Annotated in this window: 11 protein-coding genes; 7 read left to right on the top strand and 4 right to left on the bottom strand. The window is 71.1% G+C overall.

The window, feature by feature from the left end:
- The first annotated feature begins 4 nt into the window (after positions 1-4).
- The 6 genes from L3078_RS07150 to L3078_RS07175 all read left to right on the top strand — a co-directional run bounded on the left by L3078_RS07150 (position 5) and on the right by L3078_RS07175 (position 7,070).
- A complete protein-coding gene (locus L3078_RS07150; RefSeq protein ID WP_239752174.1) occupies positions 5-736 on the top strand; it encodes a type 1 glutamine amidotransferase in 732 nt (243 codons plus the stop codon).
- 243 nt (positions 737-979) lie between these two features.
- Complete coding sequence (locus L3078_RS07155) at positions 980-2,005, top strand: 6-phosphofructokinase (protein ID WP_239752186.1); 1,026 nt, start codon at positions 980-982, stop codon at positions 2,003-2,005.
- Positions 2,006-2,191: 186 nt separating this feature from the next.
- Entirely contained in the window at positions 2,192-3,136 is a 945-nt protein-coding gene (locus L3078_RS07160; protein ID WP_239752188.1) for a cytochrome c oxidase assembly protein, read from the top strand.
- Positions 3,137-3,342: 206 nt separating this feature from the next.
- Positions 3,343-4,836 (top strand): DUF6777 domain-containing protein, encoded by a 1,494-nt coding sequence (locus L3078_RS07165; protein ID WP_239752190.1) that lies wholly within the window; start codon positions 3,343-3,345, stop codon positions 4,834-4,836.
- 16 nt (positions 4,837-4,852) lie between these two features.
- A complete protein-coding gene (locus tag L3078_RS07170) occupies positions 4,853-6,892 on the top strand; it encodes a serine/threonine-protein kinase (RefSeq protein ID WP_239752192.1) in 2,040 nt (679 codons plus the stop codon).
- Positions 6,893-6,914: 22 nt separating this feature from the next.
- Positions 6,915-7,070: a hypothetical protein gene (locus tag L3078_RS07175; protein WP_239752196.1), complete on the top strand. Its 156-nt coding sequence runs from the start codon at positions 6,915-6,917 to the stop codon at positions 7,068-7,070.
- Between the two features lie 19 nt (positions 7,071-7,089).
- Here L3078_RS07175 and L3078_RS07180 read toward each other — a convergent pair whose 3' ends face one another.
- From L3078_RS07180 to L3078_RS07195, 4 genes are all read right to left on the bottom strand, one after another.
- A complete protein-coding gene (locus L3078_RS07180; RefSeq protein ID WP_239760242.1) occupies positions 7,090-8,310 on the bottom strand; it encodes a sensor histidine kinase in 1,221 nt (406 codons plus the stop codon).
- A 115-nt stretch (positions 8,311-8,425) separates the two neighbouring features.
- Positions 8,426-10,171, bottom strand: a complete 1,746-nt coding sequence (locus L3078_RS07185) for a sodium/solute symporter (protein ID WP_239752197.1) — start codon at positions 10,169-10,171, stop codon at positions 8,426-8,428.
- A 98-nt stretch (positions 10,172-10,269) separates the two neighbouring features.
- On the bottom strand, positions 10,270-10,641 hold the full coding sequence (locus L3078_RS07190) for a hypothetical protein (RefSeq protein ID WP_239752198.1): 372 nt from the start codon (positions 10,639-10,641) through the stop codon (positions 10,270-10,272).
- Between the two features lie 9 nt (positions 10,642-10,650).
- A complete protein-coding gene (locus L3078_RS07195) occupies positions 10,651-11,418 on the bottom strand; it encodes a LytR/AlgR family response regulator transcription factor (protein WP_239752199.1) in 768 nt (255 codons plus the stop codon).
- A gap of 102 nt (positions 11,419-11,520) precedes the next feature.
- Between L3078_RS07195 and L3078_RS07200 the strand changes: the two genes are divergently transcribed.
- Positions 11,521-12,012, top strand: a complete 492-nt coding sequence (locus L3078_RS07200; protein WP_045562354.1) for an Lrp/AsnC family transcriptional regulator — start codon at positions 11,521-11,523, stop codon at positions 12,010-12,012.
- Positions 12,013-12,068 lie beyond the last annotated feature (56 nt).

A 12,068-nucleotide genomic window follows, 5' to 3' on the forward strand; every position in this document is an offset into this window, starting at 1 on the left:
CTTCATGAGCGACAACAGTCTGCGGGTCGTCTGGGTCTACCCGGACCTGCTCAGCACCTACGGCGACCAGGGCAACGTCCTCGTCGTCGAGCGCCGGGCGCGTCAGCGCGGCCTGGACGTGGCCCGGCTGGACGTGCGCAGCGACCAGCCGATCCCGACCTCCGGCGACATCTATCTGATCGGCGGCGGCGAGGACCGGCCGCAGCGGCTGGCCGCCGAGCGGCTGCGCCGTGACCGGCACCTGTACCAGGCGGTGAACAACGGCGCGATCGTCTTCGCGGTCTGCGCCGGCTACCAGATCCTCGGCCACGAGTTCGTCAACGACCTCGGCCAGCGCGAGCCCGGCCTCGGCCTGCTCGACGTGACGACGACCCGGGGCGAGGGCGAGCGGTGCGTCGGCGACGTCCTCGCGGACATCGACCCGCGCCTCGGACTGCCGCAGCTGACCGGGTTCGAGAACCACCAGGGCGTCACCCACCTCGGCCCCACCGCCCGCCCGCTGGCGCAGGTGCGGCTCGGCAAGGGCAACGGGACGGGCGACGGCACGGAGGGCGCGTACAACGACACCGTGTTCGGTACGTACATGCACGGGCCGGTGCTGGCGCGGAACCCGCAGATCGCGGACCTGCTGCTGAAGCTGGCACTGGACGTGAACGCGCTGCCGCCGACCGACGACCGCTGGTTCGAGGCGCTGCGCGACGAGCGGATCTCGTCGGCCCAGCAGCAGCCCGCGTAACGCGTCCGGCAGGGGCCCGGGCACCTGAGAAACGGTTCCTCAGTGCCCGTACGACAGCCCATCCGTAGCGGCTCTCGCTCACCTGTGACAGCCCGTCTGACCAGGCCTGCGCTCACCTGTGCGGGGCCGTCCAGCAGGCGGACGCCCGCTACGGCCCCGCCCCCTGCCGCCGGTAGGGTGGCGGGGATTCCAGCCGGACAACGTGGTCCGGTCCCCGGCCCACGTCGAGAAGGTATTCGGGCTATGCGCATTGGTGTCCTCACGTCCGGCGGCGACTGTCCTGGACTGAACGCCGTCATCCGGTCCGTCGTGCACCGCGCCGTCGTCGACCACGGCGACGAGGTCATCGGCTTCCGGGACGGCTGGAAAGGCCTCCTGGAGTGCGACTACCTCAAGCTCGACCTGGACTCCGTGGCCGGCATCCTGGCCCGCGGCGGCACGATCCTCGGATCCTCCCGGGTCCAGCCCTCGCATCTGCGCGACGGCGTGGAGCGGGCCAAGGGCCATGTCGAGGAGCTGGGTCTCGACGCGATCATCCCCATCGGCGGTGAGGGCACGCTCAAGGCCGCCCGGCTGATGTCGGACAGCGGGCTGCCGGTCGTCGGCGTGCCGAAGACCATCGACAACGACATCGCGGTCACGGACGTCACGTTCGGCTTCGACACGGCCGTCGGGGTCGCGACCGAGGCCCTGGACCGGCTGAAGACCACCGCCGAGTCCCACCAGCGGGTGCTGGTCGTGGAGGTCATGGGCCGCCACACCGGCTGGATCGCGCTCCACTCCGGTATGGCGGCCGGCGCGCACGCCATCGTCGTACCGGAACGGCCCTTCGACATCGACGAGTTGACCACGAAGGTCGCCGAGCGGTTCTCGGCGGGCAAGCGGTTCGCGATCGTCGTCGCGGCGGAGGGCGCCAAGCCGAAGGCCGGGTCGATGGATTTCGACGAGGGCGGCAAGGACATCTACGGGCACGAGCGGTTCGCGGGGATCGCGCGGCAGCTGTCGATCGAGCTGGAGCAGCGCCTCGGGAAGGAGGCGCGGCCGGTGATCCTCGGGCATGTGCAGCGCGGCGGTACGCCGACCGCGTACGACCGGGTGCTGGCGACCCGGTTCGGGTGGCACGCGGTGGAGGCCGTGCACCGGGGTGAGTTCGGGCACATGACCGCGCTGCGGGGGACCGACATCGTGATGGTGCCGCTCGCGGAGGCGGTGGAGACGTTGAAGACGGTGCCGTCGGAGCGGTACGCCGAGGCGGAGTGCGTGCTGTGAGTTCCGACTAGGAGCTCGGTCCAGCGGGTGGTTCGTCGGCTGCGGGTGGTTCGTGGTTGATCGCGCAGTTCCCCGCGCCCCTGAAGGGGCTCGATGCTCTGCCCCCGGTCGTAGCCGCGACCGGGGGCGGTTCTAGTCTGGGGGCGGACGTACAGCGCTCAACCCCCACGAAACAGGAGCCGGCGGATGGATCACAGCGGGCACGGTATGGGGCTTCTGCCCTTCACCCTCGGGCGGGGGCTCGCGTGGTCGGCCGACCCGTTCTTCCTGATCGCCTGTCTGACGGCCCTCGGTCTCTACGGCTGGGGAGTCGCGCGGCTGGTGCGGCGCGGGGACAAGTGGCCCGTCGGGCGGACCGTCGCGTTCGTCGTCGGGGTGCTGCTCGTGGTGCTGGTGACGTGCACCGGGCTGAACGACTACGGCATGGTCATGTTCAGCGTGCACATGGTGCAGCACATGGTGATCAGCATGTTGGCGCCGATCGTGCTGTTGCTGGGGGCGCCGATGACCCTGGCGCTGCGGGCGCTGCCGGTGGCGGGGAAGGGGCGCACGGGCCCGCGTGAGCTGCTGCTGAAGTTCCTGCACAGCTGGTACATGAAGATCGTCACGCATCCGGCGTTCACGATCCCGATGTTCATCGCGAGCCTCTACGGGCTGTACTTCACCCCGTTGTTCGACTTCCTGATGGGGTCGACGCCGGGGCACATCGTGATGATGACGCACTTCCTGCTGGTCGGGCTGTTCTTCTTCTGGCCGATCATGGGCGTGGACCCGGGCCCGCACCGGCCCGGCTATCTGATGCGGATGCTGGAACTGTTCGCGGGCATGCCGTTCCACGCCTTCTTCGGCATCGCGCTGATGATGGCGTCCGCCCCGATGGTCAAGACGTACGAGAACCCGCCCGCCTCCCTCGGCATCGACGCCCTCGCCGACCAGAACGCGGCCGGTGGCATCGCCTGGGCCTTCAGCGAGATCCCCTCGGTGCTCGTGCTGCTGGCGCTGCTCTTCCAGTGGTACAACTCCGAGCAGCGGCAGGCCCGGCGCACGGACCGCGCGGCCGACCGGGACGGCGACAAGGAACTGGAGGCGTACAACGCCTACCTCGCCTCGCTGAACGCTCGTAATCGCTGAGCCTCATTTCTTTTTCTTGCCCTGCGTGTCCTCATTCTTTTCTTTGGCCACAGGACCGTGCCCCTTTTCTTTTCTCTTGACGGAAAGGCTTTGCCCTTCAGTAGCATGATGCGTGAGCCCCGCATACGCTCTGCGGGGTGACGGGGGAAACCGCGGGGGGAGCGGTCATGACCATTCGCGCACGTTTGCGAACATGTTTGCTATTGATGGGTGTACTGGTTCTCAGCGGTTGCGGCGAATCGGCGCCGTCACTGCTCGCGGTGACGGCCGTGGCCGCGGGGGTCCCGTCCCTCGCCCCCTTCTTCGACGAGGGCGAACGGCTCGGCCGTGACCAGCCCGACCTGCGGTCCCTCGAGCCGCACAGCGGTCTCCAACAGGGCAGCACCCCCGGTCTGTACGGGGGCACACGGAAGCCGAAGATCTGTGACGTGGGCAAGCTGGAGGATTTCCTCACCGCTCCCGAGAACAAGAAAAAGGCTCAGGAATGGGCCCGGATCGTCGGGGTCGGCGTCGACCGCATCCCGGATTATCTCGGCGACCTCACCCCTGTTCTTCTGCGCCACGACACCCTCGTGAAGAACCACGACTACAAGAAGGGCAGGGCCGTCTCCTTCGACGCGCTGCTGGAAGCCGGGATCGCCGTATTGGTGGACGACCAGGGACTGCCGGCCGTGAAGTGCAGCTGCGGAAATCCACTGCGCTCGTTCGCGGCGGACCCGGACCGCATCCGGGTGGACTTCGCCGGCGACAACGAGCAGTGGGAGGGCTACGACAAGGCCGCGGTGGTCGTCGTGAAGCCCGCGCCCGAGCAGTTGAAGGAGATCAAGCTTGTCGACGTCGACGATCCGGACCGGGGCATCAGCCGGGACGTCGGCACCACCGGTGAGTCCGACACGACGTTCGACACACGTGCGCGGCAGGCCGTGCCGAAGGTGCGGGGGTTGACCTTCGGCGAGGCGAGCGCAGCCATGGCGGAGAAGGGCTTGGCGGTGACGGTCGCCGGGGACGAGATGCCGCCGGGTGACGCGCCGGTGACCGGGTCCAGTCCCGGCCCGGGCGCCCGACTGGAGTTCGGCGCCCCGGTGGCACTGCACGTGGAGTGGCCCGGCGAGACGTCCGACACCGGCACCGACAGCACGGACAACACCGACGATTCGGGGGCCGGTTCCAGGCCCGGCTCGAACGGTGGCTCGACCTCGGACGACGGGTCGGGATCGGACGGCGGTCCGACATCGGACGACGAGTCCAGTTCGAATGGCGGGTCGAGTGCGGACGGTGGGTCGGGAGCGGACGGTGGGTCGGGAGCGGACGGTGGGTCGGGTGCGGACGGTGGGTCGACCGGGACGGAGCCGGGGCCGACGGAGCCCTCGGACTCGGGCGGGTCGCCGACGGAGAACAGTTCGACGCCGACAGATCCGGGCACGACACCCTCGGACGGTGGCTCCTCCCCGACGGATGACATGTCGTCGCCCGCGGAGTCCAGCACTCCCCCGCCCACGGACGTCACGTCCCTCACGCCCACGCCCTCCCCGTCCTCCGAGCGCCCCACGGAGGACCCCTCTCCGGACCCCACCCCCACGTCCGCTCCCGATCCGACCGGTGACCCACCGACCGACGCCCCGGGAAGTCCTGGGGACCCGAGCGATTCGGGGACCCCGGGCGACCCCGTCGAGGAACCGGCCCAGTTCATGCGGATCTGAACCCTGGGGGTGACCGATGCAGTCAGGAGCACCGCATTCGGATTCGGGGGTCGGCCGGGTCATCGCCGATCGCTATCTCCTGCTGAACCAGCTGGGCAGCGGCGGCATGGGCCATGTCTGGCTGGCGCACGACCGTCAGCTGGACTGCAAGGTGGCGCTCAAAGAGGTCGTGTTCCGCCATCCCGGCGAGGCCGAGCGGGACCGCGCCGCCCGCGTGGCCCGCGCCCGCGCGGAGGCCCGGCACGCGGCGGGACTGCGCGCCCACCCGAACGTGGTCACCGTGCACGACGTCCTGGAACACGACGCGCTGCCGTGGATCGTCATGGAGTACGTGCCGGGGGCCCTCGATCTCAAGGCGCTGGTGGCCCAGCGGGGCGCCCTCGCACCCGCCGAGTGCGCCCGGATCGGGCTCGCCGTGCTGGACGCGCTGACCGCCGGGCACGAACGCGGCGTCATGCACCGGGACGTCAAGCCGGCCAACATCCTGCTCGCCCCGGACCGCACCGGATCGCCGTACGCCCGTGTCCTCCTCACCGACTACGGCATCTCCGTCCAGCCGGACACCCAGGAGACCCGGTACACCCGGACCCACGTCCTGGTCGGGACCGCCGGGTATCTGGCACCCGAGCGGGCGCAGGGCGGGCCGCCGACCGCCGCGTCCGACCTGTTCTCGCTGGGCTGCACGCTCTACCACGCCGTCGAGGGGTACGGGCCCTTCGACCGCGACTCGGAGATCGCGGCGCTCACCGCCGTCGTCCTGGAGGAGCCGCGTCCCATGCTGCGGGCGGGCGCGCTGGAGCCGGTGCTGGCCGCCATGCTCACCAAGGATCCCGTGCGCCGGATCACCGCCGCCGAGACCGAGGCGGCACTCTCCGCGATCGTCACACCCCAGGCCCACCCACGTACCGCGCCCGACCTCGGCTCGCAACCGCAGTGGGCGAGCGAGCCCACGCACACGGCGGAGCCACGACACCCCTTCGCCTCGCCCGTCGCCCACGAGACGCCCTGGTACGTGCCCCCGGCCGGACACGGCGGCCACGGACACGGCGTGCCGGAAGGAGCGGGAGCCCAGGCGCGTGAGGACGGCTGGTCCCCGGCGGAGCACCGGGCGGCAGGCGCCGGCGGCGACGGCTTCGCCCCTCCCCCAGGGTCCACCGGCGGGGGCACGGCAGGAGGCCCGGGCCCGGGCTCCGGTGGACATCGCCGTCGGCACCGCAGCCGGGCTCTGCTCGCGGGCGTGGCCACCACCCTCGGTCTCGCCCTCATCGTCGGCGGGACCTGGTACGCCATGGGCAACATGAAGGAGCTGACGGACGGCCTCGGCGGCGGAGCCACCGGGAGCGCCGCGCTGCCGTACGGCGGGTCCGTGGGGCTGACCGAGCCGCTCAAGGACGGCGACTGCGTGGACGTCACCTGGACCGGCGCTCCGTTCGCGGATGCCCCCCGGCTCCGGATCGTGCCCGGGTGCGCGGGGCCCACGATGGACGGACAGGTGATGGCCTCCTACGAGGCCTCGTCCGCCGAGGACGCCCGCGCGGGCGGAGCCGCCCAGTGCGAGCAGCTCACCGTGGAGGCCCGGGACAGGCTCGTGGACGTCCGCACCTACGCCGTGCTGCCGACCGACGACGGCTTCGACGCCGCCGGGCATCGGGTCGCCTGTCTGCTGCTGGGCGAGCGCAGGCCGGTGTTCGGGCCGATCGGTGAGTACCGCACAGAAGGTGAGACGGTGCTCGTCGACGTGGCCACCCTGCAGAAGCAGGACTGCCTCGACATGATCTCCAGCAACAGGCTCCGACTGGTCTCCTGCCAGGAACGTCACGACGAGAAGGTGCTCGGATTCCACGAGATGAGTCCCGGCACCACCTACGACGATGCCCACGAGCAGGCTCGCGCCGCCTGCGAGAAGAACCTGCCGCCGCAGGAGTACGGCTATGAGCCCGGCCGGACCGGCTCGGGTTTCTGGCTCAGCGAGGACGGCTGGAAAAAGGGGGCACATTTCGTCGTCTGCACTGTCATTTCCGATACAGGGGGCACCATGGAGGGAGAAGAAGCCTGAGGACCTGAGAAAGGGTGTTGCGATGCCCGGTTCGACGAAGGCCATGGGAGTGCTCACCTTGGGTGGGCTGGTCATGGTGACCGCCTACTCGGTGGCCCTCGGCAGCAATGGCTGGCTGTGGTTCGGCTGGGTCGTCCTGGGCCTGCTGACCTTGGGCATGGTGGCGGCGCGCACCTGAGACCCGTCGACGGCAGGTCTCAGGTCCGGGGTATTCCCCCGTCCGGGTGTACGCCCGGCTGGTATTTGGGCAGCCGGGCGGTGATCTTCATGCCCGCGCCCACCGCGGTCTCGATGACCAGGCCGTGGTCGTCGCCGTACACCTGGCGGAGCCGCTCGTCGACGTTGCTGAGGCCGATGCCGCCCGAGGGGCTGGTCTCGCCGGCGAGGATGCGGCGGAGCACGTCGGGTTCCATGCCGACGCCGTCGTCCTCGATGACGACGAGCGCCTCGGCGCCGGCGTCCTGCGCGGTGATGCTGATGTGGCTCTTGCCCGCGGCGGTCACGGACCGGCCTTCGAGGCCGTGCTTCACCGCGTTCTCCACGAGCGGCTGGAGGCAGAGGAAGGGCAGGGTGACCGGCAGGACCTCGGGGGCTATCTGCAGCGTGACCGAGAGCCGGTCGCCGAAGCGGGCCCGGACCAGTGCCAGGTAGTGGTCGATGGCGTGGAGTTCGTCGGCGAGGGTGGTGAAGTCGCCGTGGCTGCGGAACGAGTAGCGGGTGAAGTCGGCGAACTCCAGCAGCAGTTCACGGGCGCGCTCGGGATCGGTGCGGACGAACGAGGCGATCACCGCGAGCGAGTTGAAGATGAAGTGCGGGGAGATCTGGGCACGCAGGGCCTTGATCTCGGCCTCGATCAGGCGGGTGCGGGACTGGTCGAGGTCGGCCAGTTCGAGTTGGACGGAGACCCAGCGGGCGACCTCGCCGGCCGCCCGGACGAGCACGGCGGACTCGCGGGGCGCGCAGGCGACGAGCGCGCCGTGGACGCGGTCGTCGACGGTGAGGGGGGCGACCACCGCCCAGCGCACCGGGCAGTCGATGATGTCGCAGGTCAGCCGGAAGGCCTCGCCCCGGCCGGTCTCCAACGGGCCCGCCAGGTGTCCCATGATCTCGGCGCGGTGGTGCTCCGCGACGCCCTCCCAGGCGAGGACCGACTCGTGGTCGGTGAGGCAGAGCGCGTCCGTGCCGAGGAGGGTGCGCAGCCGCTTGGCCGATCTGCGGGCCGTCTCCTCGGTGAGGCCGGCGCGCAGCGGGGGCGCGGCGAGGGTGGCGGTGTGCAGGGTCTGGAAGGTGGCGTGCTCGACGGGTGTGCCGAGGCCACCGAGGCTGTTGCGCGGGTGTGCCGTGCGGCGGCCGAGCCAGAAGCCGGCCGCGAGCAGCGGAAGCACGGCCACGCAGAACCCGGCCAGGAAGCCGGTCACTTCACCACTCATCACTCACCTCCTGCATGTGGTACACCGCTCACCGCTCCTGGGTTCCCTTCCGCCGGTCCACGCGCGAGCCCGGTCGGGTGGGCCCGGTCCTCACCGCCGGTCGTCACCGCCGCCACAGTTCGATCTCCTTGGTGGCGGCGCGGGTGCGGCCGCCGACCAGTTCCTCCGGGAGGTGGAAGCGGGCCAGGATCGCCGGTGTCTCGGGCGGCACCTTGCCGGGGGTGGCCAGGGACACCAGGGCCATCGTGAGGAAGCCGAGCGGTACGGACCAGAGGGCGGGCCAGGCCAGCAGGGCGTGCAGGGTGCCGGTGCCGGGGTATCCGGCCATGGTCGCGGCGACCGCGAGGAGGGCCGCCCCGCCCCCGACGAGCATGCCCGCGGCCGCGCCCGGCGGGGTGAGGCGCCGCCACCAGATGCCGAGGACGAGCAGCGGGCAGAACGACGAGGCCGAGACGGCGAACGCGAGGCCGACCGCGTCGGCGACGGGCAGACCGCCGACCAGGACGCTCGCGGCGAGCGGCACCGCCATGGCGAGGACCGTGCCGAGCCGGAAGTGCCGTACGCCCCGGGCGGGCAGCACGTCCTGGGTGAGCACGCCGGCGACCGCCATGGTCAGTCCGGAGGCGGTCGACAGGAACGCGGCGAAGGCGCCGCCCGCGACCAGCGCGCCGAGCAGGTCGCCGCCGAGGCCGCCGATCATGCGGTCGGGGAGCAGGAGGACGGCCGCGTCGGCGTCGCCGGTGAGGGTGAGGTCGGGGGCGTAGAGCCGGCCGAGGGCCCCGTAGATCGGTGGGAGGAGGTAGAAGACGCCGATCATGCCGAGGACGACGACCGTGGTGCGGCGGGCGGCGACCCCGTCCGGGCTGGTGTAGAAGCGGACGACGACGTGGGGCAGGCCCATGGTGCCGAGGAAGGTGGCGAGGATCAGCCCGTAGGTGGCGTACAGGGGGCGTTCCTCGCGGCCGGAGGCGAGTGAGGTGGACATGCCGCCGTTGGTGCCCCGGTCGGCGACGGGGACGGTGTCGCCCTCGGTGAAGGTCAGTCGGGTGCCGCGGTCGATGCGGTGGGTGCCGGTGGGCAGGTCCACACGCCGGTCGTCGTAGCGGCGGCCGTCGATCGTGCCGGTGGCGGTGACGGTGAGCGGACCGCTGAGTTTCAGGTCGAGGGTCTCGTCGACGCGGACGACCCGTTGTTCGCGGAAGGTGGCGGGCTCGTCGAAGGCGTGGCGTGGGGCGCCGTCGCCCTGCCAGGCGAGGACGAGGAAGAGGGCGGGGACGAGGAGGGCGGTGAGCTTGAGCCAGTATTGGAAGGCCTGGACGAAGGTGATGCTGCGCATGCCGCCCGCGGCGACCGTGGCGGAGACGACGACGGCGACGATGACGCCGCCGAGCCACTCGGGAGCGTCGGTGAGCACGTTCAACGTCAGTCCCGCGCCCTGGAGTTGGGGCAGGAGGTAGAGCCAGCCGACGCCCACGACGAAGGCCCCCGCGAGCCGTCGTACGGTCTTGGAGGCGAGCCGTGCCTCGGCGAAGTCGGGCAGGGTGTAGGCACCGGAGCGGCGCAGCGGGGCGGCGACGAAGAGCAGGAGGACGAGGTAGCCGGCGGTGTAGCCGACCGGGTACCAGAGCATGTCGGGGCCCTGGACCAGCACCAGTCCCGCGATGCCGAGGAAGGAGGCGGCGGAGAGGTACTCGCCGCTGATGGCGGCCGCGTTGAGGCGGGGGCCGACGGTGCGGGAGGCGACGTAGAAGTCGGAGGTCGTGCGGGAGATGCGCAGGCCGAAGGCGCCGACGAAGACGGTCGCCACGACGACGAGGGCCACCGCGGGGACGGCGTAGTTCTCGTTCATGCCTTGCTCTCGTTCATGCCTTGCTCTCGTTCATGCCGTGCTCTCGTTCATGCCGTGCTCTCGGTCTCCTCGTTCACGGGTTCACTGCTCGCGTCGCCTCAGCGGTCCTCGACGAGGCGGACGAGGTCCTGTTCGTTGCGTTCGGCGCGGCGTACGTGCCGGCGGGCGAGGAGGACCAGCGGGGGGTAGACGCCGAAGCCGAGGAGGGCCCATTCCAGGCCGGCGCCGTCCGGCATCGCGGCGAAGACCAGGGGCAGCGGGCCGACCAGCAGGACCAGGACCGCGAACACGGCGAGCGCGGAGCGGAGTTGGCTGCGCATGAGGGAGCGTACGTAGGTGTGGCCGAGGGTGGTCTGTTCGTCGATCTCGGTGCGGGGGCGCTGGTGGCCGGAGGGGCGGGGGGTGCGGCGGGGCACCCCGGTGACGACGACGCGGCGTTCGACACGGCGTTCGGTGGGGTCGTTCGGCATGGCCGCTCCTCAGCCCGTGGTCCGGCGCATCAGCAGATCGCGCAGTTCGCGGGCGTGGCGGCGGCTGACCTGGAGTTCCACGGGGCCGACGAGGACGCTGACCGTGCCCGCGTCCAGGCGGAGTTCGCCGACGTGGCGCAGGGCGACGAGATGGCGGCGGTGGATGCGGACGAACCCGCGTGCGCGCCAGCGCTCCTCGAGGGTCGACAGGGGGATGCGGACGAGGTGGCTGCCCTGCGGGGTGTGCAGTCGGGCGTAGTCGCCCTGGGCCTCGACGTGGGTGATGTCGTCGACGGCGACGAAGCGGGTCACCCCGCCGAGCTCGACGGGTATCTGGTCGGGGTCGGGTTCGTGGACGGGGATCGGCGGGGCGGGCGCCGTGGTCGCCTCGCGGAGCTGGGCGGCCCGGCGGATCGCCTCGGCGAGGCGTTCCCGGCGTACCGGTTTGAGGACGTAGTCGACGGCCTTGAGGTCGAAGGCCTGGACGGCGAAGCCCTCGTGCGCGGTGACGAAGACGACCAGCGGGGGCCGGGCGAAGCCGGTGAGGAGGCGGGCGAGGTCGAGGCCGTCGAGTCCGGCCATCTGGATGTCGAGGAAGACGACGTCGATCGCCTCGGGTCCGTCGGGGCCGGACTCCAGGGCGCGGTTGATCCGCCGCAGTGCCTCGGTGGCGTCGTTCGCGCCCTCGGCGCTGCCGACCCGTGGATCCGCGTTCAGCAGGTACAGCAGCTCCTCCAGGGAGGGTTTCTCGTCATCGACGGCGAGCGCGCGCAGCATGAACGTGGAGTGTAGGAGTAATTCGTACTCATGCACACGGGCGCGCGGCGGAGGCCTTCGCGGCGGGGGTCGCGGACGCCTCCCGCTGGCTACAGTGCCCTCATGAACAGCAAGTCCGCGGCGTTCGACGAGCTCGACCGCAAGATCATCACGGCGTTGATGGCGAACGCGAGGACCAGCTTCGCCGAGATCGGCTCGGACATCGGTCTGTCGGCCACCGCGGTCAAGCGGCGGGTGGACCGGCTGCGCGAGACCGGGGTCATCACCGGCTTCACGGCGACGGTGCAACCGGCGGCGCTCGGCTGGCGCACGGAGGCGTACGTGGAGGTGTACTGCGAGGGCGCAGCGCCGCCCCGGCGGCTCGCGGAGGTGGTGCGCAACCATCCGGAGATCACGGCGGCGATGACGGTGACCGGGGGCGCGGACGCGCTGCTGCACGTGCGGGCGGTGGACGTGGAGCACTTCGAGGAGGTGCTGGAGCGGATCCGCACCGAGCCGTTCATCCGGAAGACGATCAGCTACATGGTGCTGTCGCACCTGCTGCCGGAGGCTCCGGAGGCCGCCGCGACCCAGGACGCAGCGAACGTGCGTTGAGCTCGCCAAACACGCAGCATTACTGCGCGAACACGCAACGTTCGTTCCTTGTCGTG

The sequence above is a fragment of the Streptomyces deccanensis genome (assembly GCF_022385335.1).
In the GTDB taxonomy this organism is placed as follows: domain Bacteria; phylum Actinomycetota; class Actinomycetes; order Streptomycetales; family Streptomycetaceae; genus Streptomyces; species Streptomyces deccanensis.

What these genes read in the sequence shown, in the direction of transcription:
- L3078_RS07150 (WP_239752174.1), top strand. Translation starts at nt 5, where the DNA reads ATGAGCGACAACAGTCTGCGGGTCGTCTGGGTCTACCCGGACCTGCTC.
- L3078_RS07155 (WP_239752186.1), top strand. Translation starts at nt 980, where the DNA reads ATGCGCATTGGTGTCCTCACGTCCGGCGGCGACTGTCCTGGACTGAAC.
- L3078_RS07160 (WP_239752188.1), top strand. Translation starts at nt 2,192, where the DNA reads ATGGATCACAGCGGGCACGGTATGGGGCTTCTGCCCTTCACCCTCGGG.
- L3078_RS07165 (WP_239752190.1), top strand. Translation starts at nt 3,343, where the DNA reads ATGGGTGTACTGGTTCTCAGCGGTTGCGGCGAATCGGCGCCGTCACTG.
- L3078_RS07170 (WP_239752192.1), top strand. Translation starts at nt 4,853, where the DNA reads ATGCAGTCAGGAGCACCGCATTCGGATTCGGGGGTCGGCCGGGTCATC.
- L3078_RS07175 (WP_239752196.1), top strand. Translation starts at nt 6,915, where the DNA reads ATGCCCGGTTCGACGAAGGCCATGGGAGTGCTCACCTTGGGTGGGCTG.
- L3078_RS07185 (WP_239752197.1), bottom strand. Translation starts at nt 10,171, where the DNA reads ATGAACGAGAACTACGCCGTCCCCGCGGTGGCCCTCGTCGTCGTGGCG.
- L3078_RS07190 (WP_239752198.1), bottom strand. Translation starts at nt 10,641, where the DNA reads ATGCCGAACGACCCCACCGAACGCCGTGTCGAACGCCGCGTCGTCGTC.
- L3078_RS07195 (WP_239752199.1), bottom strand. Translation starts at nt 11,418, where the DNA reads ATGCTGCGCGCGCTCGCCGTCGATGACGAGAAACCCTCCCTGGAGGAG.
- L3078_RS07200 (WP_045562354.1), top strand. Translation starts at nt 11,521, where the DNA reads ATGAACAGCAAGTCCGCGGCGTTCGACGAGCTCGACCGCAAGATCATC.